This window comes from Martinezella hainanensis (assembly GCF_900094555.1).
GTDB lineage: Bacteria > Pseudomonadota > Alphaproteobacteria > Rhizobiales > Rhizobiaceae > Rhizobium > Rhizobium hainanense.
In genome coordinates, this window is sequence record NZ_FMAC01000001.1 from 145,392 (window position 1) to 165,606 (window position 20,215).

A 20,215-nucleotide genomic window follows, 5' to 3' on the forward strand; every position below is an offset into this window, starting at 1 on the left:
GCTCCTATGTATTGTTCGCCTGCAACGTGCGCGCACCGGCAGGGCCGGCAATGATCGCTTGTGTCGCCATATGGATAAAGAGCCCGTGTTCGACAACGCCGGGAATCGAATAGAGCTCGCTCGACAGCGCCTCTGCATCAGGAATACGGCCGAAAGATGCGTCGACGATGAAATGCCCGCCATCGGTGACAAAGAGACTGTCGCCCGAGTGGCGCATGTTCAGAGCGCCTGAAAGCCCAAGTCGCGATGCGGCCTTCTCGATGAGGATGCGAGTGGAAACGAGGCCGAAAGGATTGACCTCGATCGGCAGCGGAAAGGCCCCGAGCGTCTCGACGACCTTGCTTTGATCCGCAATGACGATCATGCGGGCTGACGATGCCGCAACGATCTTCTCGCGCAACAGTGCACCGCCGCCGCCCTTGATCAGCGTCAGCGCGCCATCCAGCTCATCGGCGCCATCGATGGTGAGATCAAGCTCGGGAAGTTCGTCGAGCGACTTCAGCGGCACACCGAGCTCGGTGCACAGCTTGGCCGTTCTCTCGGACGTGGGAACGCCCTGGATCGAGAGGCCTGCCGCGACCTTTTCGGCAAGCAGGCGAACGAACTCCTCCGCCGTGCTGCCGGTGCCGATCCCGAGCCGCATGCCGCTTTCGACATATGCCAGCGCGGCTCTCGCAGCCTCGATTTTCATCTGGCGGGCGTCCATGCGCCACCTGCTCCCATTGTTACGTTGGTCTGCTGTTTACACGGCTCTCCAGTCAAACGAAAGCCAAAATAACGGCGCGATATAGAAATCCCCGGCCCCTCTTCCCCAAGGCTTCAGGGTGCTTCGGTTGCAATTGCCCGCGCGATCTTTTAACTCCGGAAGACGCACTCTTTTCTATGCAAAGGCCGATTCCTCGTGAAATCTCCCCTTGTCGTATTCGATCTCGATGGCACGCTGCTTGATACGCATGCGGACCTGATCGTCAGCCTGAACCATACGATCGCCGCCCTCAAGCTTCCGCCCATCAGCTACGACGACGTGACGCATCTCGTCGGCAACGGCGCGCAGGTGATGATCGAGCGAGCCTGCAAGCTGCATGGCTACACGCTGACATCCGAAGAATTGCCGGCTCTCCTCCAGCGCTTCATCACCCATTATTCCGAGACGATGCCGGGCGTCACACAGCCGTATCCTGGGCTTCTCGCCGCGCTCAATACGCTGAGAAGCCAAGGCTACAAGCTGGCGGTCTGCACCAACAAGATGGAATCGCTGGCGCGCACGCTGCTCGACCGACTGGAGCTGACCCATTACTTCGAGGCCATTACCGGCGGTGACACCTTCACCGTGCGCAAGCCGAATGCCGAGCACCTGATCGGCACCGTCGAACGCGCTGGTGGCGATATTACACGCACGATCATGATCGGCGACAGCATCAACGACATCCTCGTCGCCCGCAACGCCGGCGTGCCTTCTGTGGCCGTCCCATTCGGCTATTCCGATGTCGGTGTCGAAACGCTCGGCCCGAGCCGCATCATCTATCACTATGACGAGCTGACGCCGGAACTGGTCGAGGGGCTGCTCGCAGCCTGAGATCGCCAAAATCTCTGTTGGTTCGAATGGTGGGGTTGTAGTGGGTCTTGCGCGATTCACGCGCTTCGGCCACAACTTATCGACGTCCTACTATTGGCATCGCGATCGCAAGAGAGAGGCGCTTCTTGCGCGCTGTCGCTGAGCTGGACGATGACTCGATAGTGGAGCCCCCCTTGCTCGCAGCAGACCCAGACGACCGCAATGCCGGTAGATTGCCAAACCGCCGAGGATGGTTTGCTCCAATCGTTCGGACACTCCTTATCTGCGCAGTGCTATGCGCGGGTATCTGGTTCTACCTCTATGGTGACCGTGTCGTCGGATATGTCGAGACAGCAACTTCTGCGGCAACCGATCCCGCGCTGATGGCTGTTTACCAGCATTTCGATATCACCCCCTTGCCGAACGTCGTTGCCGGCAGGGCGACGATGGCGGCCTATCTCGATATGCTGCGGCGCGAACCTTGCGACTGGAACGCCGTCTACAAATTTGCCGGGGAACTGCAGAACCAGGGTTATCGTCGCGAGGCGGCCAAGGTGTTCATCGCCTTTTCCAACAAATGCAAGCCCTCTAATGTCGCGCTAAGTGCCGCCACCAACATACTTGGAGATCTCAGCGATTTCGATGAAGCGTTAAAGACTGCCAATGACCTGATTGCGATGTCGCCGGCAATGCCCGACTTCTATTATCAGCGGGCTCTCATTCGTCAGAGCGCCAAGAAATATCGCGACGCTATTGATGACTACTATTCGGTCATCGGCCTGACCGACAACGTCGCCACGTTGAACAGCACCGTCTTTGAGGGAATCTCCACCAGTTACCGCGAGCTTGGAGAATATTGCGAGGCGATTGGGCCGCTTCAGCTTTGGGTTTCCACCAATCCCGATCGCAACGACACAGCGGTCGTGCGCGGGATCATTAAGCTCTATGAAACCATGGGAAAATGCGCTTCGACCTATGCCACCGGCAGCGATCGGTTTCCGACGCAGGGCAAGAACGTCATCCTCGCCAAGGTTTCTGTCAATGGCACGGAAGGCGTGTTCATCGTCGATACCGGCGCCAGCTTCGTAGCCGTGAGCAAGGCCTTTGCCGCACGAGCCAAGCTGCCGATCGACAGCAACAATGGCATATCCCTTCAGACGGCGAACGGCGTCTCCCAAGCCACGCATACCACGGCGGCCACCGTGAAGGTCGGACGTACCCAAGCTAGTGACATCACGGCCGTGGTTCTCGACGATAACGCCGCGCTGGGCAACGAAGTCGACGGGTTGCTTGGCCGTTCATTCCTTTCACGCTTCGACGTTACATTCGGCAGCCGGGAGTGGCGGATCGAAGCTAAGGATTGAGCTGGATAGCCGACCGCGGGGCGGTCGTCTCACAATAGCAAGATAACAAAAGGGCGGCTGAAGGGCCGCCCTTTTTAATTCAGGGATCGAACCGAACTCAGATTTGAGCCGTACGCGCCTTCGAGGTCGCATCGAGCGCCTTTTGCGTGGCCGCATCGCGGTCATAGACGTCGTTGAAATACTGGATGACGCCGTCCTTGTTCGGCCATGCGGTGAAGTAGGCGATGTAGATCGGGAACTTCTGCGGCACCGAGACACCCTTGTTCTGGCCGGTCGCGATCTGCTTCGCGACATCGTCGACCGTGGTGTTCAGCACGGCGGCAGCCATTGCGCGCGGATCGGCAAGACGGACGCAGCCGTGGCTGAGCGCGCGCATATCCTTCTTGAAGAAGCTCTTCTGCGGCGTGTCGTGCATGTAGATCGCGTGCGAGTTCGGGAAGAGGATCTTCAGTTCGCCGAGTGCGTTGTCGCTGCTCGGCGGCTGGCGAACCGAAATGCTCTTCGTCGAGCCATACCAGTCGACGCTGGATGATGCGACGGCGCGGCCGCCGACTTCGACCTGGTAGCCCATGCGGTCGAGATAGTTCGGATCGGAACGCAGCTTCGGCAGCATCTCGTTGATAATGATCGACTGCGGAACGCCCCAGAACGGGTTGAACTCAACCGTCTGCACCTGGTTTTCGAAGAAGAAGGTCTGGTGCTGCTTGCTGCCGACGACGACGCGCATCGACAGCTGCTCCTGGTTGTTATTGTAGTAATAGACCATGAAGGCCGGCTGATTGATGAAAACATAGCGCGGTCCGAGCTCGTCCGGCAGCCAGCGCAGCTGTTCCATGGCGATGACCAGCTTCTGGATCTTCACATCATTGTTCTCGCCGACCATGGCGCGAACGGAGGACGGGCCGATCACGCCGTCGGCCGTCAGGCCCTTCTCCCGCTGGAAGTCCTCGACCAGCGATACGAGTTCGGGCGTATAGCTCGGCGTACCAAGATAGGCTGAGAAAAGATCGGCGTGAGCTGCCTTCAGCGCATCCGAACCGCGATGTTCGATCGCCTTGACGATATTGGCCATTTCCGGCGAGCTGTCGCCCGGCTTCAGCGTACCGGTCAGGGAAATGGAAATGTGGCTGCCGTCCGTTCCGGACTCGGAACGCAGCTTGGCCAGCTCCGCCTTCAATTCCATGAATTGCGAATTGGATGGGCTGCGGCTGTTGATATAAGCAGCGACATCGGGGCTGGCGCGCAGCACATCGAGCATTGCCGTCAGGTTGACGTCCTTGCGCTTGAAGTCGTGATAGCCGGAGATCTTGTTCGGGTCGAGCCGACCGCGAACCGTATCCTGAACGAACATCAATATCTTGCCCGACAGCGCGAGCTCGAACTGCATGAGGGCGCGATCGCGCATCACCGGGTCGGCATTCGCAGCATCGGCGCTCGGCAGCGTCACCGCATAATCGGCAGGATCGAGACCGACGGAACCGGCATCGGCAAGAACCGCCATGGCAGCCTTCGCCTTGTCGCTGACGGTGTGATCGGCAACCCACAGAAGCGGCTTGCTCTGATCGGCGTAATAGGCTTCGATCGCCTTGGCGATATCGTTGGTGGCCATGACGCGCGCATCCGCCAGATAGCGGCGCTGAGAAACTTCGGTATCAACCGCAACCGGCGTCGGGGACGCATCGGCAACAGCGCCGGTCACCACTGGGTCGGCAAAATGCGCAGTCGAGACCAACCGCATCGCATCCGCCTTATAGGTATAGTATTTCGGCGCATCGACGGTCGGCAACGGCTGCTTTGCCCGCGGAGGCTGGTCGGCATTCAGCGTCTGCGCCGGATTGACAGGAACCGGAGCCGAAACCTGCGTGCTCTGCTGGCGGCCCTGACCGCCACGGATGAAATCCATGAGCGTCATAGCATTAGCGGAGGTTGCGCCAATCGAAGAAAGGCAGCAGGAAAGAGCCAGGACGGATGCTGTGGCTTTGGAGGCAAGTTTCATTCTCTAATCAGTCCCTGTATCGTGCGGTAACTTCGAGCTTGACGGTGCTGTCTTCAACTCGGCCGCGATGCCATCGACATCGTACACCCAACATAGTGAAAACGGCGAGACCCGCCTTTCGTTCAATGCCTCAACTTCATGTTACGAAGCAGGGGCGTCTTCCGCGCTCAGTCCACACCGAATTATGAAATTATTGGTTAATCTTTTATTGAAATTTCCGGGACTTTTTAAGCACCGGAAAATGTGCCCCCATTAATATATGCGGGGCGTGTTAAAAAGAGCACGCCGCCTTAGCAGAAAACTTGAATAACAAAGTCACCAAATGGCGCTTTGATGTTTTCTTGGGTGCCGTTCGGGCCTATATGGGCTGCTATCTGTCTCAATGGAAAGCAGGACCAGGAAGATGACCTCCACCCGCACCGAAACCGATACCTTCGGCCCGATCGAAGTCGCCAGCGACCGCTATTGGGGCGCGCAGGCACAGCGATCGCTCGGCAATTTCAAGATCGGCTGGGAAAAGCAGCCGCTCTCGGTCGTCCGCGCCCTCGGCATCGTCAAACAGGCGGCCGCACGCGCCAATATGGAGCTCGGCCAACTGGATCCGGCTCTCGGCAAGACGATCGTCGAGGCGGCGCAGGAAGTCATCGATGGCAAGCTTAACGACCATTTCCCGCTTGTCGTCTGGCAGACCGGCTCGGGCACGCAGTCGAACATGAATGCCAATGAGGTGATCTCCAACCGTGCAATCGAGATGCTCGGCGGCGCCATGGGCTCGAAGAAGCCCGTGCATCCGAACGACCACGTGAACATGAGCCAGTCGTCGAACGATACTTATCCGACGGCCATGCACATCGCCTGCGCCGAGCAGATCGTCCATCACTTGCTGCCGGCCTTGCAACATCTGCATGCCGCGCTGGAAAAGAAGGTGGCCGACTTCGCCCATATCATCAAGATCGGCCGCACCCACACGCAGGATGCGACACCGCTGACGCTTGGCCAGGAATTTTCCGGCTATGCCGCCCAGGTCGCCTCCTCGATCAAGCGCATCGAGCTGACCCTGCCGGGCCTTTGCGAACTCGCCCAGGGCGGCACAGCGGTCGGAACCGGGCTCAACGCGCCGATCGGCTTTGCCGAAAAGGTGGCAGACGAGATCGCCAAGATTACCGGCCTGCCCTTCGTCACGGCCCCGAACAAGTTCGAGGCGCTGGCCGCGCATGATTCCATGGTCTTCAGCCATGGCGCCATCAATGCGGCCGCAGCGGCACTCTTCAAGATCGCCAACGACATCCGCCTCCTCGGCTCCGGCCCGCGCTCCGGCCTCGGCGAACTGTCGTTGCCGGAAAACGAGCCAGGCTCCTCGATCATGCCGGGCAAGGTCAACCCGACCCAGTGCGAAGCGCTGACGCAGGTCTGCATTCAAGTCTTCGGCAACAATGCCGCCCTCACCTTTGCCGGCAGCCAGGGCCATTTCGAGCTCAACGTCTATAATCCGATGATGGCCTACAATTTCCTGCAGTCGGTGCAGTTGCTTGGCGACGCCGCCGTCTCCTTCACGGACAATTGCGTGGTCGGCATCGAAGCGCGCGAGGACAACATCAAGGCTGGTCTGGAGCGTTCGCTAATGCTGGTCACCGCACTGGCTCCGAAGATCGGCTACGACAATGCCGCCAAGATCGCCAAGACGGCGCACAAGAACGGTACGACCCTGAAGGAAGAGGCGCTGGCGAGCGGGCTGGTTTCGGCCGAAGATTATGATGCGATCGTTCGCCCGGAAACAATGATCGGGCCAAAGTAGTATCACCGGATGGAGAGACTTCGCCCCAGCGATGGCTGGGGCGTCCTTACTGGAAATTCCTCTTTCTATTGACGAGACTCACTAGCGCACAGAACATAAAGCGAACGAATGGAGGCGCTGATGCCGATAACGACGTCCGACTTTGTTGCGCATGTGCTGGAGAACGAGATCAACAGAGAATTGCTTGTTCGCCTTCCTCCCCTCAAATTACCGCAATGCGTCCTCACCGCCGGATGTCTGTTTCAAACACTATGGAATTATAGAAGCGGGCGTTCCCCGAACTGGGGCGTCAAAGACTACGATATCTTCTATTTCGACGATCGAGATTTGTCGTGGGAAGCCGAAGACGACGTCATTCAGACGGTAAAGCAGGCTCTCGGAAGTCTGTCGGATCGGATGGAGATTCGAAATCAAGCTCGCGTGCATCTTTGGTATCCGGAAAAATTCGGAAAGCCCTACCCGCCTCTCAAGCGCGTGGAAGAAGGCATTGATCGCTATCTGATTTCCTGCACTCGCGTCGGCATAAGAGTTGACGACGGAAGCGTGTATGCGCCGGATGGCTTCGATGACATGTGGAACGGCGTATTGCGCGTGAATCCTGCCAATGTGCAGCCTGATCTCTTCAAACGAAAATGTGTTGATTTCCTGGCTAGATGGCCATGGCTATCTATAAGTGATTGAAGAGCGCTGCAAGTTGGATCAAGCGCAGACCTCCTCCTCTGAATAAATCGAGTGACGCTCCGAACAACCAAGCCGCCAACAGCAATTGCTTTTGACGCAAGCCGGATTTAGATCGTTTCCAAACATCTTCCCCGCCCATACGGCTTGAAAGGTTCCCACATGGCTGACGATCTATTTCCCCTCGGCGACGACACGACCCCCTATCGCAAGATTTCCGGCGATTATGTTTCCGTCGACACGTTCAAGGGCCAGGATATTCTGACCGTCGATCCCGAAGGCATCCGCCTGCTGGCTGAAACCGCTTTTGCCGATATCAACCACCTACTGCGCCCCGGCCATCTGAGACAGCTCGCCTCGATCCTCGAAGACCCCGAAGCGACCGACAACGACCGCTTCGTCGCCTACGATCTGCTGAAGAATGCCAATATCGCTGCCGGCGGCGTGCTTCCCATGTGCCAGGACACCGGTACCGCCATCATCATGGCAAAGAAGGGCCGCCGCGTCTGGACCGAAGGCGGCGACAGCGGCGCGATGGCCAAGGGCGTGCTCGACGCCTATGAGAAGAAGAACCTGCGCTACTCGCAGCTCGCGCCCATCAAGATGTTCGAGGAAAAGAACACCAAGAACAATCTTCCGGCGCAGATCGACATCTATGAGGAAGGTACCGACGCCTATGAATTCCTCTTCGTCGCCAAGGGCGGCGGCTCGGCCAACAAGACCTTCCTGTATCAAGGCACGCCGTCGCTGCTGACCCATGACCGCATGCTGGATTTCCTGAAAGAGAAGATCCTGACGCTTGGCACGGCAGCCTGTCCCCCTTACCATCTCGCCATCGTCATCGGCGGTACCTCCGCCGAGATGAACCTGAAGACGGTCAAGCTGGCCTCCACACGATATCTCGACTGTCTTCCCACGGAAGGCTCCGAAAGCGGGCATGCCTTCCGGGATATCGAAATGGAAAAGGAAATCCACAAGCTCACGCAGAGCCTCGGCGTCGGCGCGCAGTTCGGCGGTAAGTATTTTTGCCATGACGTGCGCGTCATCCGCCTGCCCCGCCACGGCGCCTCGCTGCCGATCGGCCTCGGCGTTTCCTGTTCCGCCGACCGCCAGGCCAAGGGCAAGATCACCCGCGACGGCATTTTTCTCGAGCAGCTCGAGACCGATCCGTCGAAATACATGCCCGAAATCGACGAAGCCAAGCTTTCGGAATCGATGGTCCGCATTGATCTCAACCGGCCGATGGCCGATATCCTGGCGGAGCTGTCTACACATCCCGTCAAGACTCGTCTTTCCTTGACCGGCACCATCATCGTCGCGCGTGATCTGGCACATGCCAAGATCCGCGAGCGCCTGGAAAAGGGCGAAGGCATGCCGGACTATCTCAAAAACCATCCTGTCTATTATGCCGGTCCGGCCAAGACGCCGGCTGGCTACGCCTCCGGCTCCTTTGGCCCGACGACCGCAGGCCGCATGGATAGCTATGTCGACCAGTTCCAGTCCTTCGGCGGCTCCATGGTCATGCTCGCCAAGGGCAACCGCTCGCGTGCAGTGCGCGAAGCCTGCAAGAAGTATGGCGGCTTCTATCTGGGCTCGATCGGTGGGCCGGCAGCACGCCTTGCTCAGGATTGCATCAAGAAGGTAGAGGTTCTCGAATATCCGGAACTCGGCATGGAAGCCGTCTGGAAGATCGAGGTCGAGGATTTTCCCGCCTTCATCGTCATTGACGACAAGGGCAACGATTTCTTCCAGGAACTCAATCTAGGATAGAAATCACCACTTGCGATCGAACATATCGAAAGGGGCGCATCGGCGCCCCTTCTGTAAAACCGTCCTTCAATTGTAATTATTTCCGAATAAAACCGTAATCACAGAGGATTTTTCACAATCACGCCCTTAATATTTTCTCAAAGAATCTTTGTATAGATAAAGAAGGGATTTAACCAATACATGTTACGGAGCTCACCGATGAGTACGGCGATTGCGCCCAAGGCGCAAATTCCCGACGTGGCAGGGCAGATTACATACGCCATGCGATCCATGGGTGTCGCACCTATTCCGCGCAATTACGAACTTTTCTACGAAGCCTATATCGGCTCCAATCTCGCTCTTACCCGTGAACTGGCAGCTCTTGGCAAGAGCGCCACCCAGGAAGAGCTGGACGAGATCGGCGCCAAATATTTTCCGCATCACGCAGGTCGCGTCTTCGATGATGCGCATGCTCGCCTGACCTCCGAGCTTGACGCGGTCCTGCGCGCGCTGCGCCAGGAGCAGACGACGCTCCTGAGCTACAATCGCCTGCTTGGCGAGACCTGCGAGAGCATAAGCTCCAGAAGCCATAACAGCGCCGAACTGCTGCGCGGCGCCATCGACATGCTCGCCGCAGCGACGGGCGACACCATGGCTCATGGTGAAAAGACGGTCGAGAACGTCGCCCAGCGCAGCCAGGAAATGGAGCTGGTCCGCAGGGAGCTGGACGAATACAAGCGCATCGCCAACACCGATGCGCTGACCCGGCTTTCCAACCGCCGCGCCTTCGAGGACCGGTTGATCTCCATCTTCGACAATCATTTGACCCGCCCCACGACAGCGCTGGTGCTCGCCGACATCGATCACTTCAAGCGGATCAACGACTCATTCGGCCATCCGGTCGGCGACAAGATCCTCGCGACCGTCGCCTCCATCATCCGCGCCAATGTGCGCCGCGATGTCTTCGTCGCCCGTATCGGCGGCGAGGAATTCGCTCTGATTCTCGAAGCCACCAGCGTTGAAGATGTCGCAACGGTCTGCGAAAGAATCCGCCGCACGCTAGAGATGACGCCTTTCAAGAATTCCCGCACTAGGGTCGACTACGGTCCGATCACCCTTTCGCTCGGCATCTGCATGGCCTCGGAAGCAGCCGATTCGGGACAGCTGTATAACAAGGCCGATCTGGCCCTTTACTGCGCCAAGAACGCCGGCCGCAACTGCAGCAGCGTCTATCAGGACGGCATGCAGAAGGATTTCACCAAAAGTTGGCTCATCTACAAGAATTAGAATCCGAGCCAACCAACCGCCGGCGCTGCTTTCCCAAGCATGCCGGCGGCTTGTTTACCACAGCGTCTTGACCGCCCGCGCCGGCGCCTCGCGATCATAAGTTTCCTGATCGAAATCGGCCTTTGCAGCCTTGAGCATCATGCCCGGGCTCGGCAGGCTTGTCGGATCGATGAATCGTTCCGCATTCCAAAGCTCGGCTCGCATCACCGCCCGCGCGCACTGGAAATACACTTCCTCGATCATGATGACGACGACGCAGCGCGGATGCTTGCCATCCATCTCGAAACTGTCGAGCAAAGCCGGCTCGATCGAAACGACCGCACGGCCGTTGAGCCGCATCGTCGTATTCGATCCCGGGATGAGAAACATCAGCGCTACCCGCGGATCACGCACGATATTCGCGAGAGAATCGACACGGTTGTTGCCGCGCCAATCCGGCAGATGCAGGGTCTTCTCATCCTCGACGCGGACGACGCCGCCCAGATCACCGCGCGGTGAGCAATCCAGCCCCTCCGGCCCGACCGTTGCCAATGCCATGAAGGGCGATGCTTCGATCATCCGGCGATAGAGCGGCGTCAGAACGCTCGTTACCTTGGTGATCGACGCCTCGCCGGCATCTCCATAGAGCCCCTTCAGTTCCTCGACTGAGGTAACGATACGCATGCTGCCTCGCGCCTCCTTGTGGCGATCTGCCCCAAAAGCCCGCGCGACGCAGATATTGCTATGACGAGCGACGCAGCGGGGTTCGGTAAAACGATAGCACCGTCCCGTCATGGTTTTCGAGCGGATTTTCCTCTTCGACATCTTCGGCAAGGAAACTCTGGATGGCGTCAAACACGGATGCGGCGCTGACGATACGCCGGTGCCCAAAGCCATTGGCCCAGAAGAGACGGACATGCGCGCCCTCGGCAGCATAGCCGCGCGCATGATCGGCGCCCACTTCCTTGTCGTCCTCGGCATGGATGACGAGAACCGGCCGGCTCGGATCGAGCCGGCCATGCTTCTGGTCATAGGAAGCAAGCGTCCTGCCCGTTATCCGGCGAACCTCGTCTTCCAGAGCCGCCTGCGTCGCCGGCCCAAGCCCCATCAGGCGGCCAAAATCCTTGAACAGCCAGCCCATGGCGCTCGGCGCGCCGATCAACACCAGTTTGCCCGGCCGAAGCGGCTCGATATCAGGCAGAAAGCCCGCAGAGGCCAGCGTCAAAGATGCCCCGCCAAAAGAATGCCCGATCGCGGCATCAAAGGCTCCGAAGCGGGCCGAGGCGGCGACGATGGCGGAAACTGCCAAGCGCACATTCAGGAATCGTCCGTCCGAACGGCCATGCCCGGGAAGATCGAGCGAGATCACTTCCGCCCCTCCGTCGGCAAGGAAAGCAGCAAGCTCGGACATGTATTCACTGCTGGAACCCCAGCCATGCACAACGAGATAGCGCTTGCGCGATCCTTTGGCTCCACCGTTGAAACGATAGGCCATGACACGACCGCCCGGAAACGGCAGCATCACCCGCTCTGCCGCCAGAAGACGCTGCCTGCCCTCCATATACGCCGCCTTGGCCTTCGAGCCGCGCGGCCGACGCGATGGCGTCAGACAGAAAAGCCGGAAGGCCGCCTTGCCGGCAAGCCGCGGAGACAGCCTTTCGAGGCCGGACAAACCCGACCGGGTGACCTTGAGCGCAAAGGATGGCATAGTGGGAATCCAATAATGTTCAACTATGAACAATAAAGTACAACGATGAACAAAAATCAATCCCTTCCCTGGGACCATCCGCGTTTTCGAAGCTGGATCGCCGTGGCGCGCGCCTGTCAGCTCATGCAGCAATCACTGGCGCGGGAATTGGCATATCTCGACATAAAGCCGCCGCACCTCGACATCCTGGTCAACCTGTTTCGTTTCGAAGGGATTTCCCAGCAGGAGCTTGCCCGCAAGCTGCTGGTCGGTCGCTCCAACATGAGCATGCTTCTGCCGCAGATGGAAAAGCGCGGACTGATCGAGCGCCGCGGGGACAAGCAGGACAAGCGTGTGCTGCGACTCTATCTGACCGAAGAGGGTCGACGCGTCACGGAAGAGGCCATGACCATCCAGACCGCCCTTATCGACCGCATGCTCTCGGATGCGCCGATCGAAGAATGCGAGGCGATTGCCGTGCATATGGAACGCGTCGTCAGCCTGCTGATGCAGGAAGAGCGTGAGCCGCTGGAGCCCGTCGGCGATCAGTGATCGCCGGTGGAGCGAGCCGGGGGAACCACCCGGCTCAGAGAGGCGAACTCCCAGATCGCAACGACGATCAGCACGGCCGTTGCGAGAATGCCGAGCTGGTAAACCACGACCATCGGCAAGGTGAGAAGCAGCAGCGCCAGCCCGACAAGCCCCACCATATGCGACAGCGGCGGTCGGCCTGTCGTCACACCCTTGAACCACAGGTTTCCGAGCAGGAAGACAAGGGGGCCGCCTAGAATGGCGGCAGCTGCATGCATATCGGCAGGATCATGAGGATGCGCAAACAGGAATTCGTCGCCGACGACACTCAGCATGATCCCGGCAAGAATGGCAATATGTGCGTAGGTGAACGCCAGCCGCGCCATGCTTCCGGGCACGTCGTCGTGCTCGATACGGTGCGCAGCCCTTTCGTGGCCGAACTGAAAATAGATCCACCAGAGCGCGACCGTGCCGACGAAGGCAGTGATGAACACCGTGACGATCAAGGGCGTGACCGGCTGTTCGGCAAAGACCTTGCCCGCCTGTAGAACGGCCTCGCCGAGGCAGATGATGATGAAAAGGGCACAACGTTCGGCCAGGTGGGCGCCGGAGACATCCCAGTCGGCGGTTGTGGATTGACCGAGACCGGGAACTCGAAACCCGAGCGCGGGAGCCGAATATTCGATGACGAGCGCTATCAGCCAGAGTACGAGCCGCGTCTCACCTTCCATCAGCGCACCGGCAATCCAGAATATGCCCGAGAATATGAACCAGCTGCTGATGCGCAGGAAATTGCGATAGTTGGACCGGCTGGCGTTTCTGAGGGCATAGACCGTGAAGAGCGAGCGCCCGACCTGCATGAAGACGTAGGCACCGGCAAAGAAGATAGCCTTCTCGCCAAATGCTTCGGGGATCGCAGCCGAGAGAATGAGACCCGCAAACATCAACGTGAACAGCATGATGCGCACCGGCATGCGATCGGGATCGAGCCAGTTCGTAACCCATGCCGTGCAGACCCAGACCCACCATACCGCAAAGATCAGCATGATCGCCTCCAGCGCGCCCAGCACGGTGAAATGCTCTGCCAGCGTATGTGCAAGCTGCGAAATCGAGAAAACGAAAACCAGATCGAAAAACAGCTCGACGAAGGAGACCTTGCTCTCGTTCTTGCTGCCCTTGGCGCGAAGCCAATTTTCCCTACCCCCAAGGATCATGCTGCGCCCCTCTTGCCGTTACTGAAGATTGTACCAGAGCGTGATGCCGAAAAGTGTAGACGGTTTTCGGACGACATCACGCTCTACTTCTTTGATGCTAGAGCGGATTCAGATTTTAGGTCGAACAGACCTAAAATCATCCGGCTCTAGTGCGGCCTTCCGATCGGGTCGCGACTGAGACCCTTTTCCTTCAGTTCGGCCTCGTAAGCTGCAAAGAGCTCATGCCCCCTCTCGCCGAGTTCGCGCAGATAGGACCATGTGAAAATGCCCGTATCGTGCATGTCGTCGAACCCGATGCGTACGGCATAGTTGCCGGTAGGCGTCATCGACATGATGCCGACATTGCGTTTACCCGGCACGGTAACCTTCTGTCCCGGTCCGTGTCCCTGCACTTCCGCGGAGGGAGACAGCACACGCAGCATCTCGGCCGGCAAGTCGAAGCTCGCGCCGTTGTCGAACGTCACCACGAGGTGACGGCGATCCTTTGAGACCCGCAATTCGGTCGGCCAAACGTCACTCATCGATTTTCCCATGCCTTTCAGTGTCTTTCCGAGAATTATGCCGCTACACGTTCACACGCAAGTATAATTGAAAGGCATTTTCCTTGACGCAACAATCGCCTATGCACACATTAGTGATGTGACGGAGGTTCGAGTGAATAGCATTGTTGGTACGATAGGCCGCGCATCGCCGCTGGCAGCAGATAATGGCCCGATGATCGATCCCTTTGGGCGTGCTGTCACCTATCTGCGCGTTTCCGTCACCGACCGCTGCGACTTCCGCTGCACCTATTGCATGGCCGAGCACATGACCTTTCTGCCCAAGAAGGATCTTCTGACGCTCGAAGAGCTCGACCGGCTCTGTTCCGCCTTTATCGCCAAGGGCGTGCGCAAGATCAGGCTCACCGGCGGCGAACCTCTGGTGCGCAAGAACATCATGTTTCTGGTCCGGAAACTCGGCGAGAGCGTGCAGAATGGCACGCTCGACGAATTGACCCTGACGACGAATGGCTCTCAGCTCGCCCGCCACGCCGAAGAGCTCTACGATAGCGGCGTGCGGCGCATCAACGTCTCGCTCGATACGCTCGATCCCGACAAATTCCGCGCGATCACCCGCTGGGGAGATTTCTCCAAGGTGATGGAAGGCGTCGACGCAGCGCAAAAAGCCGGGCTGAAGATCAAGCTGAATGCCGTCGCGCTCAAAGGCTTCAACGATACCGAAATTCCTGACCTGCTGCGGTTCGCACATGGTCGAGGCATGGATCTGACCGTCATCGAGACCATGCCCATGGGCGAGATCGATGAGGATCGTACCGACCAGTATCTACCGCTCTCCGAACTGCGCGCCGATCTCGAGCGTCAGTTCACACTGACCGACATTCCCTACAAGACGGGCGGCCCTGCCCGCTATGTCGACGTTGCCGAAACCGGCGGCCGCCTAGGCTTCATCACACCGATGACCCATAATTTCTGCGAGAGCTGCAATCGCGTACGGCTGACCTGCACGGGCACGCTCTATATGTGCCTCGGGCAGAACGACGCAGCCGACCTGCGCACGGCGTTGCGCGCCAGCGAGGAAGACGCCCTGCTGCATGCAGCAATAGACGAAGCCATTACCCGCAAGCCTAAAGGTCATGACTTCATCATCGACCGCACGCATAACCGCCCGGCGGTCGCTCGCCACATGAGCGTCACCGGCGGTTAGACCCACCGAGAACATCAATATGCAGCTTGAGCTTATTCGCAACGCGACGCTGAAGGTCACCTATGGCGGCCATATTCTGCTGGTCGATCCTTATTTTGCGCCGCGTCACAGCCTCCCATCCTTCACCGGCCGTTCTCCCAACCCGATGACGGAACTGCCCCACGAAATCGACGACATCCTTGAAGGCGTCGAGCTGGTGATCGTATCGCACCTGCACACCGACCATTTCGACGCGGTGGCGAAGGAACGTCTGCCGAAATCCCTGCCGATACTCTGCCAACCGGGCGACGAGGAGAAGATTCGGGAATCCGGCTTCACAAATGTCTCGCCCCTCACCCAATCGACAGTATGGCAAGGGCTGACGATCACGCGGCGCCAAGGCAGCCACGGCGTCGGCCCGGTCGTCGAGAAAATGGGCCAAGTCATCGGCTTCACCTTGGTGGCATCAGGCGAGCCTACAATCTATTGGGCCGGCGATACCGTGCTCTATCCCCCCGTCGCCGAGACGATCCGAGAGGTCTCGCCTGATATCATCATCACGCATTCTTGTGGCGCGCGCTGGGATAGCGATCTGATCGTCATGGATGCGGAGCAGACCATCGAAGTCAGCCACCTGGCACCTCGGGCGACCATCGTCGCAACCCATATGGAAGCGCTCGATCACGCAACCGTCACGCGGGAGGACCTTCGCCAAGCTGCAGATACCGGCGGCATTGCCCCCTCGCGGCTGCTGATCCCCGCCGACGGCGAAACATTGCATCTCGCCTGATAATCCCCTGTTATTCGACGAGTATCGAAGCAAAGTGTAATCGAAAAGCGCCGGACCATTGCCCGGCGCTTTTCGATTCCTGACGGTCTTTCGTTCGGACAGTCTTACGCAGCGCGATAGCGCGCATCCGCATTGCCGTAATCCGCGTAATCCCCCTCGCCATCGCCAGTGCGGAAGCGATCGATCTTTTCGGACAGCATGTCAACGCGCTGGCGCAGGCCGTGGATCTCGGCGTTGTTCTCTTCGACCATGGCAGCGTTGCGTTGCGTGATCAGCTCGACTTCGGACACGGCGCGGGTGACTTCCTCGATGCCGGTCGACTGTTCGGTGGTAGCGGAAGAAATGTCCGCGACGAGCCTCTGGACGCCAGTGACGTGGTTGATGATCTCCGCAAGCGCCGCGCCGGTCTGCTCGACCAGATGGACGCCATTCTGCACTTGGGCGGAACTTGCCGAAATCAGGCCCTTGATCTCCTTCGCCGCATTGGCGCAGCGCTGCGCCAGTTCGCGCACCTCCTGGGCGACGACAGCAAAGCCGCGGCCCGCCTCGCCTGCACGGGCAGCCTCGACGCCGGCATTGAGCGCCAGAAGATTGGTCTGGAAGGCGATTTCGTCGATGACGCCGATGATGGTGGCAATCTTCTCGGAAGAACGATTGATCTCGCTCATGGCACCGACGGCCTTGGCGACCACTTCGCCCGACTGCGTCGCATAGGCCTGCGTCTCGTTGACGGAGCTTGCGGTCTGGCGCGCACGGTCGGCGGTCGAGCGAACGACATCGCTGAGACGATGCAGTGCACGCGAGCTTTCCTCAAGGGCGGCGGCCTGCTGCTCGGTACGCCGCGCGAGGTCGTCGGCAGACATGGCGAGGTTGCCGGTGCCGCCCTTGATTTCCTCGGCCGTGTAGCGAACGTCCGTCAGGGTCTCGCGAAGGGCCTCGACGGCATGATTGTAGGTGAAAGCCATTTCCACGAAATCAGCGGAAAGATCCTCGCGCATACCTTCTTCCAGATTGCCGTCGGCAAGCTTGGCGAGAACGTCCGCCAGCGCATTGAGCGCCTGCTTCTGTTCAGCCTCGATGCGGGCGCGTTCAGCGGCACGGCGGGATGTCTCCTCCGCGGAGAGCGCACGGGCACTTTCGGCTTCGCGTTCCAGACGGACATTTTCGAGGGCAGCGTCGCGGAAGACGCTGACGGAACGTACCATGTCGCCGATCTCATCGCCGCGATTGCGCCCGTCGATCGCCACTTCGAGATCGCCGCTTGCAAGGCGCGTCATAACGTCGGTGACGCGTTTCAACGGGCCTCGCAGGGTTTCCACCAGCATCAAGCCACCGATGATGGCCAGCAGCGTGCCAAGGATCATGGCGATGACCGAGACATTGGCCGAACGCTCGCTGTCTTCCTTGCCGATCTCCTGCGCCTGAGCGACGAAGCTACGCAGCGAGGTCATCGCATCGGCAAGCAGGCCGTTCGACTGGACACGTGTCGTCTTCCAATCCGCTGCCGTCTGCAGCAGATCCGCCGATCCATTGGTCAGGCCGTCGATCAGCGGCTTCATGTGAGTAGCGAAATCACGCATGGTGGCGTTGGTCTGGCCGAGCTCCGAAATTCTGGCGGCAACGCTCTGCAGATCCTTGAGGTCCGCAAGCACCAGTTCACGCGAGGCGGCATCGCGGACGTTTTCCATACGCGAGGCATGCAGCGTCAGGCGGTCAACAAGGCCAAGCGCCTGATCGACATAATCCAGAAGCTCCTTCTGGCCATCGATGATCTTGTCGAGGCTGACGAAACGATCGGCAGCCGTATCGCTGTTCTTGGCTGACTGCAAAGTCATATCGCCTTCGATCTTCACGAAGCTCTGCAGGATCGGACCCATCGCTTCGACCTTCTGGTCGGGCGTGCCGGAGCCCTTCAATACCGCATCGAGCTTGTCGGCGGCATCCGAAGCATTCGCAACGAGGCCGGCGCCACGCTTGGAGACCAGTGCCTTCGAAACGACGACCTGCTTCAAAATGGCATCAGCGTAAGTGCGCGCGTCTGAAATTTCCTCGGTCGAGTCGGCTGCCATCTGAACCTGGATGCGCAGATTGCTCATCTTCTCCGACAAGCCCTTATAGGCAGCGGCATCGTAGAGCAGCTCCTTGGCGAAGGTTTCCTTGTCGCTGAAATCCTTGCGGATAATGTCGATCTGCTTGCCGGCCGCCTTGGCGGTCGCCTCGACATTTTGCACCGCCTTCTGGATGGCTTCGACGTCGTTGTCCTGCTTCTGTTTGATAGACCAGAGCGTGGCTTCCTGCGTGCGCATCTTGGCGGCAAGCTCGGTGACCGGCACGATCTTGGCGCGCTGATCGTCGCTGAGCAGCCCGCTTAAGCGACGGACACCCTGTTCCTGCGCGTCGATCTTGTCAGCCAGCGCCTGGCGCGTATCTTCCGAAGGCGACCCGGTGAATTCCTGCAGGGCGGCCTGCAGGTTCTCGAAGTCACTGATATTCTCGATCGTAGCACGCGTCACGGTCATATGGCCGTTCAGAATATTGGCCGTGTGATAGCCGACGAGGCCGACACCGGCGATGAGAACCACCAGCGGCACCACGAAAATAAGAACTTTGGTGACAATCCTGCGGCCTTGCAAAAGACGATCAATGAAAAACATGCGGCGCCTCAACTGGATTATGAAAATCTCCAGCGAAGGCGGGATCGTCATTCCTGCTGCGCTGCGGTAGGTGCTTCTGCCTCATGCAAAACCGCAGTGAGCCTCAAGAAATAAGATTGAATAAGCATTAATCGCCCGCCTGAAACCCTTCGCATTGGCAAAAAAATACAACCGCTGCATCATTTCGCGACCGTTGCGCGAAAAACCAACCTCTTTTTTCGCGGCAATTTCGCCGCATCGCACAATCGAATTCAACTGCAGCCAAAGCACAGCCGATTCCAATTTGTCGAAAACGGCGCTAATCCAGATGAGTATATCGGGGGACTCATCTTTCTCATGCGACTGACTAGGAATACGCAGGGCGCGCTCTTCATGGCGGCGTCCATGGCCGGCTTCTCATGCAGCGATGCGCTGTCCAAGACGGTCATCGCCACGATGAACGCAGGCGAGATCATCTTCATCCGCGGCTTGTTCACGACCTTTTTCGTCTATCTGCTCGCCCGCAGAATGGGCGCCCTGCGCAATTGGCGCGTCATCCTGCAGCCGATGATTGCATTGCGCATCGCCTGCGAAGCTCTGGCGGCAGCAACCTATATCACCGCTCTTGGAATGATGCCCATCGCCAATGCCTCGGCTATTCAGCAGGCCGTCCCCCTTGCCGTGACGCTTGGCGCAATGATTTTTTTGAAGGAGCCGGTAGGCTGGAGGCGATGGTCGGCCATTGCTGTCGGCTTCGTCGGCGTGCTGATCATCATCAGGCCCGGCCGGGAAGGTTTCACGACGGCGGCCCTCCTTGTTATCGCCTGCATGTTTGCGACCGCCGCCCGAGATCTGGCGACGCGCTGCATCGACAAGGACGTGCCGTCGCTGATGGTTACGCTCTGCACCGCAATTTCCATATCGATATTCGGAGCATTGTGCATCGTCCCCTTCGGCGGCTGGCAACCGGTGAGCACAACATCGCTCCTGCAAATCCTTCTGGCCTCGGTGCTGGTGCTGATCGGCTACCAGAGCGTCATATTGGCCATGCGCACGGGCGAAATCTCTTTCGTCGCGCCATTCCGTTATCTCAGTCTCATCTGGTCGGCTCTGCTCGGACTGATCGTCTTCGGCGAAGTGCCGGACGGATGGTCTGTTTTCGGCGCAGTTGTTGTCATTGCCTCCGGCATCTATACTTTCTATCGCGAAAGCAAACGGCCGGCGGCCGAGCCCGTCGCGCAGGAATCAGAACCCCGCGTTCCCGCCTGAGGTCG

Annotated in this window: 18 protein-coding genes; 10 read left to right on the forward strand and 8 right to left on the reverse strand. The window is 58.9% G+C overall.

Translation table 11 applies throughout. From position 1 onward, the window contains the following. Nucleotides 1–4: 4 nt before the first annotated feature. Complete coding sequence (rpiA, locus tag GA0061100_RS00680) at nucleotides 5–706, reverse strand: ribose-5-phosphate isomerase RpiA (RefSeq protein ID WP_075850703.1); 702 nt, start codon at nucleotides 704–706, stop codon at nucleotides 5–7. A gap of 195 nt (nucleotides 707–901) precedes the next feature. Here rpiA and GA0061100_RS00685 point away from each other — a divergent pair, with 195 nt between their 5' ends. Together GA0061100_RS00685 and GA0061100_RS00690 are read left to right on the forward strand one after the other, a co-directional pair. After that, entirely contained in the window at nucleotides 902–1,576 is a 675-nt protein-coding gene (locus GA0061100_RS00685; RefSeq protein ID WP_075850704.1) for an HAD family hydrolase, read from the forward strand. A 173-nt stretch (nucleotides 1,577–1,749) separates the two neighbouring features. Further along, the gene (locus GA0061100_RS00690; RefSeq protein WP_143525363.1) at nucleotides 1,750–2,919 is read left to right on the forward strand and encodes a TIGR02281 family clan AA aspartic protease; all 1,170 of its coding nucleotides are present in this window, start codon (nucleotides 1,750–1,752) and stop codon (nucleotides 2,917–2,919) included. A 97-nt stretch (nucleotides 2,920–3,016) separates the two neighbouring features. Here the strand turns inward: GA0061100_RS00690 and GA0061100_RS00695 are convergent, their stop codons facing one another. After that, the gene (locus GA0061100_RS00695; protein ID WP_075850706.1) at nucleotides 3,017–4,915 is read right to left on the reverse strand and encodes a L,D-transpeptidase family protein; all 1,899 of its coding nucleotides are present in this window, start codon (nucleotides 4,913–4,915) and stop codon (nucleotides 3,017–3,019) included. Between the two features lie 403 nt (nucleotides 4,916–5,318). Between GA0061100_RS00695 and fumC the strand changes: the two genes are divergently transcribed. The 4 genes from fumC to GA0061100_RS00715 all read left to right on the forward strand — a co-directional run bounded on the left by fumC (nucleotide 5,319) and on the right by GA0061100_RS00715 (nucleotide 10,424). Continuing rightward, complete coding sequence (gene fumC, locus GA0061100_RS00700; RefSeq protein WP_075850707.1) at nucleotides 5,319–6,710, forward strand: class II fumarate hydratase; 1,392 nt, start codon at nucleotides 5,319–5,321, stop codon at nucleotides 6,708–6,710. Nucleotides 6,711–6,830: 120 nt separating this feature from the next. After that, nucleotides 6,831–7,391 carry a nucleotidyltransferase family protein gene (locus GA0061100_RS00705; protein WP_075851828.1) on the forward strand — a complete coding sequence of 187 codons (561 nt, stop codon included), beginning with the start codon at nucleotides 6,831–6,833 and terminating at the stop codon, nucleotides 7,389–7,391. Nucleotides 7,392–7,550: 159 nt separating this feature from the next. Then, the gene (locus GA0061100_RS00710) at nucleotides 7,551–9,158 is read left to right on the forward strand and encodes a fumarate hydratase (RefSeq protein ID WP_075850708.1); all 1,608 of its coding nucleotides are present in this window, start codon (nucleotides 7,551–7,553) and stop codon (nucleotides 9,156–9,158) included. 198 nt (nucleotides 9,159–9,356) lie between these two features. Continuing rightward, nucleotides 9,357–10,424, forward strand: a complete 1,068-nt coding sequence (locus GA0061100_RS00715) for a GGDEF domain-containing protein (protein ID WP_075850709.1) — start codon at nucleotides 9,357–9,359, stop codon at nucleotides 10,422–10,424. Between the two features lie 54 nt (nucleotides 10,425–10,478). Here the strand turns inward: GA0061100_RS00715 and GA0061100_RS00720 are convergent, their stop codons facing one another. Both GA0061100_RS00720 and GA0061100_RS00725 read right to left on the reverse strand, forming a co-directional pair. Then, nucleotides 10,479–11,087 (reverse strand): pyridoxamine 5'-phosphate oxidase family protein, encoded by a 609-nt coding sequence (locus tag GA0061100_RS00720; protein ID WP_075850710.1) that lies wholly within the window; start codon nucleotides 11,085–11,087, stop codon nucleotides 10,479–10,481. A gap of 58 nt (nucleotides 11,088–11,145) precedes the next feature. Continuing rightward, nucleotides 11,146–12,111: an alpha/beta hydrolase gene (locus tag GA0061100_RS00725; protein WP_075850711.1), complete on the reverse strand. Its 966-nt coding sequence runs from the start codon at nucleotides 12,109–12,111 to the stop codon at nucleotides 11,146–11,148. Between the two features lie 45 nt (nucleotides 12,112–12,156). On the opposite strand from GA0061100_RS00725, the gene GA0061100_RS00730 reads away from it, so the two are divergent. Continuing rightward, a complete protein-coding gene (locus GA0061100_RS00730; protein ID WP_075850712.1) occupies nucleotides 12,157–12,642 on the forward strand; it encodes a MarR family winged helix-turn-helix transcriptional regulator in 486 nt (161 codons plus the stop codon). Here the strand turns inward: GA0061100_RS00730 and GA0061100_RS00735 are convergent. Both GA0061100_RS00735 and GA0061100_RS00740 read right to left on the reverse strand, forming a co-directional pair. Beyond that, complete coding sequence (locus GA0061100_RS00735; protein WP_075850713.1) at nucleotides 12,636–13,835, reverse strand: low temperature requirement protein A; 1,200 nt, start codon at nucleotides 13,833–13,835, stop codon at nucleotides 12,636–12,638. The genes GA0061100_RS00730 and GA0061100_RS00735 overlap by 7 nt on opposite strands. A gap of 146 nt (nucleotides 13,836–13,981) precedes the next feature. Further along, nucleotides 13,982–14,356, reverse strand: coding sequence for a gamma-butyrobetaine hydroxylase family protein (locus GA0061100_RS00740; protein ID WP_075850714.1), 375 nt, complete (start codon nucleotides 14,354–14,356; stop codon nucleotides 13,982–13,984). 133 nt (nucleotides 14,357–14,489) lie between these two features. Between GA0061100_RS00740 and moaA the strand changes: the two genes are divergently transcribed. Together moaA and GA0061100_RS00750 are read left to right on the forward strand one after the other, a co-directional pair. Further along, nucleotides 14,490–15,539, forward strand: coding sequence for a GTP 3',8-cyclase MoaA (gene moaA / locus GA0061100_RS00745; protein WP_075850715.1), 1,050 nt, complete (start codon nucleotides 14,490–14,492; stop codon nucleotides 15,537–15,539). A 19-nt stretch (nucleotides 15,540–15,558) separates the two neighbouring features. Then, the gene (locus GA0061100_RS00750; protein ID WP_075850716.1) at nucleotides 15,559–16,308 is read left to right on the forward strand and encodes an MBL fold metallo-hydrolase; all 750 of its coding nucleotides are present in this window, start codon (nucleotides 15,559–15,561) and stop codon (nucleotides 16,306–16,308) included. A gap of 104 nt (nucleotides 16,309–16,412) precedes the next feature. Here GA0061100_RS00750 and GA0061100_RS00755 read toward each other — a convergent pair whose 3' ends face one another. Together GA0061100_RS00755 and GA0061100_RS00760 are read right to left on the reverse strand one after the other, a co-directional pair. Continuing rightward, nucleotides 16,413–18,962, reverse strand: coding sequence for a methyl-accepting chemotaxis protein (locus GA0061100_RS00755; RefSeq protein WP_075851829.1), 2,550 nt, complete (start codon nucleotides 18,960–18,962; stop codon nucleotides 16,413–16,415). Nucleotides 18,963–19,043: 81 nt separating this feature from the next. Beyond that, on the reverse strand, nucleotides 19,044–19,232 hold the full coding sequence (locus GA0061100_RS00760; protein WP_075850717.1) for a hypothetical protein: 189 nt from the start codon (nucleotides 19,230–19,232) through the stop codon (nucleotides 19,044–19,046). Nucleotides 19,233–19,298: 66 nt separating this feature from the next. Between GA0061100_RS00760 and GA0061100_RS00765 the strand changes: the two genes are divergently transcribed. Continuing rightward, nucleotides 19,299–20,210: a DMT family transporter gene (locus GA0061100_RS00765; RefSeq protein ID WP_075850718.1), complete on the forward strand. Its 912-nt coding sequence runs from the start codon at nucleotides 19,299–19,301 to the stop codon at nucleotides 20,208–20,210. Nucleotides 20,211–20,215 lie beyond the last annotated feature (5 nt).

Bases quoted from the DNA above. Each gene is read 5' to 3' on its own strand.
- GA0061100_RS00750 (WP_075850716.1), top strand. From the start codon at position 15,559: ATGCAGCTTGAGCTTATTCGCAACGCGACGCTGAAGGTCACCTATGGC.
- GA0061100_RS00755 (WP_075851829.1), bottom strand. From the start codon at position 18,962: ATGTTTTTCATTGATCGTCTTTTGCAAGGCCGCAGGATTGTCACCAAA.
- GA0061100_RS00740 (WP_075850714.1), bottom strand. From the start codon at position 14,356: ATGAGTGACGTTTGGCCGACCGAATTGCGGGTCTCAAAGGATCGCCGT.
- GA0061100_RS00730 (WP_075850712.1), top strand. From the start codon at position 12,157: ATGAACAAAAATCAATCCCTTCCCTGGGACCATCCGCGTTTTCGAAGC.
- GA0061100_RS00765 (WP_075850718.1), top strand. From the start codon at position 19,299: ATGCGACTGACTAGGAATACGCAGGGCGCGCTCTTCATGGCGGCGTCC.
- GA0061100_RS00705 (WP_075851828.1), top strand. From the start codon at position 6,831: ATGCCGATAACGACGTCCGACTTTGTTGCGCATGTGCTGGAGAACGAG.
- GA0061100_RS00710 (WP_075850708.1), top strand. From the start codon at position 7,551: ATGGCTGACGATCTATTTCCCCTCGGCGACGACACGACCCCCTATCGC.
- GA0061100_RS00725 (WP_075850711.1), bottom strand. From the start codon at position 12,111: ATGCCATCCTTTGCGCTCAAGGTCACCCGGTCGGGTTTGTCCGGCCTC.
- rpiA (WP_075850703.1), bottom strand. From the start codon at position 706: ATGGACGCCCGCCAGATGAAAATCGAGGCTGCGAGAGCCGCGCTGGCA.
- GA0061100_RS00715 (WP_075850709.1), top strand. From the start codon at position 9,357: ATGAGTACGGCGATTGCGCCCAAGGCGCAAATTCCCGACGTGGCAGGG.
- GA0061100_RS00695 (WP_075850706.1), bottom strand. From the start codon at position 4,915: ATGAAACTTGCCTCCAAAGCCACAGCATCCGTCCTGGCTCTTTCCTGC.
- GA0061100_RS00735 (WP_075850713.1), bottom strand. From the start codon at position 13,835: ATGATCCTTGGGGGTAGGGAAAATTGGCTTCGCGCCAAGGGCAGCAAG.
- fumC (WP_075850707.1), top strand. From the start codon at position 5,319: ATGACCTCCACCCGCACCGAAACCGATACCTTCGGCCCGATCGAAGTC.
- GA0061100_RS00720 (WP_075850710.1), bottom strand. From the start codon at position 11,087: ATGCGTATCGTTACCTCAGTCGAGGAACTGAAGGGGCTCTATGGAGAT.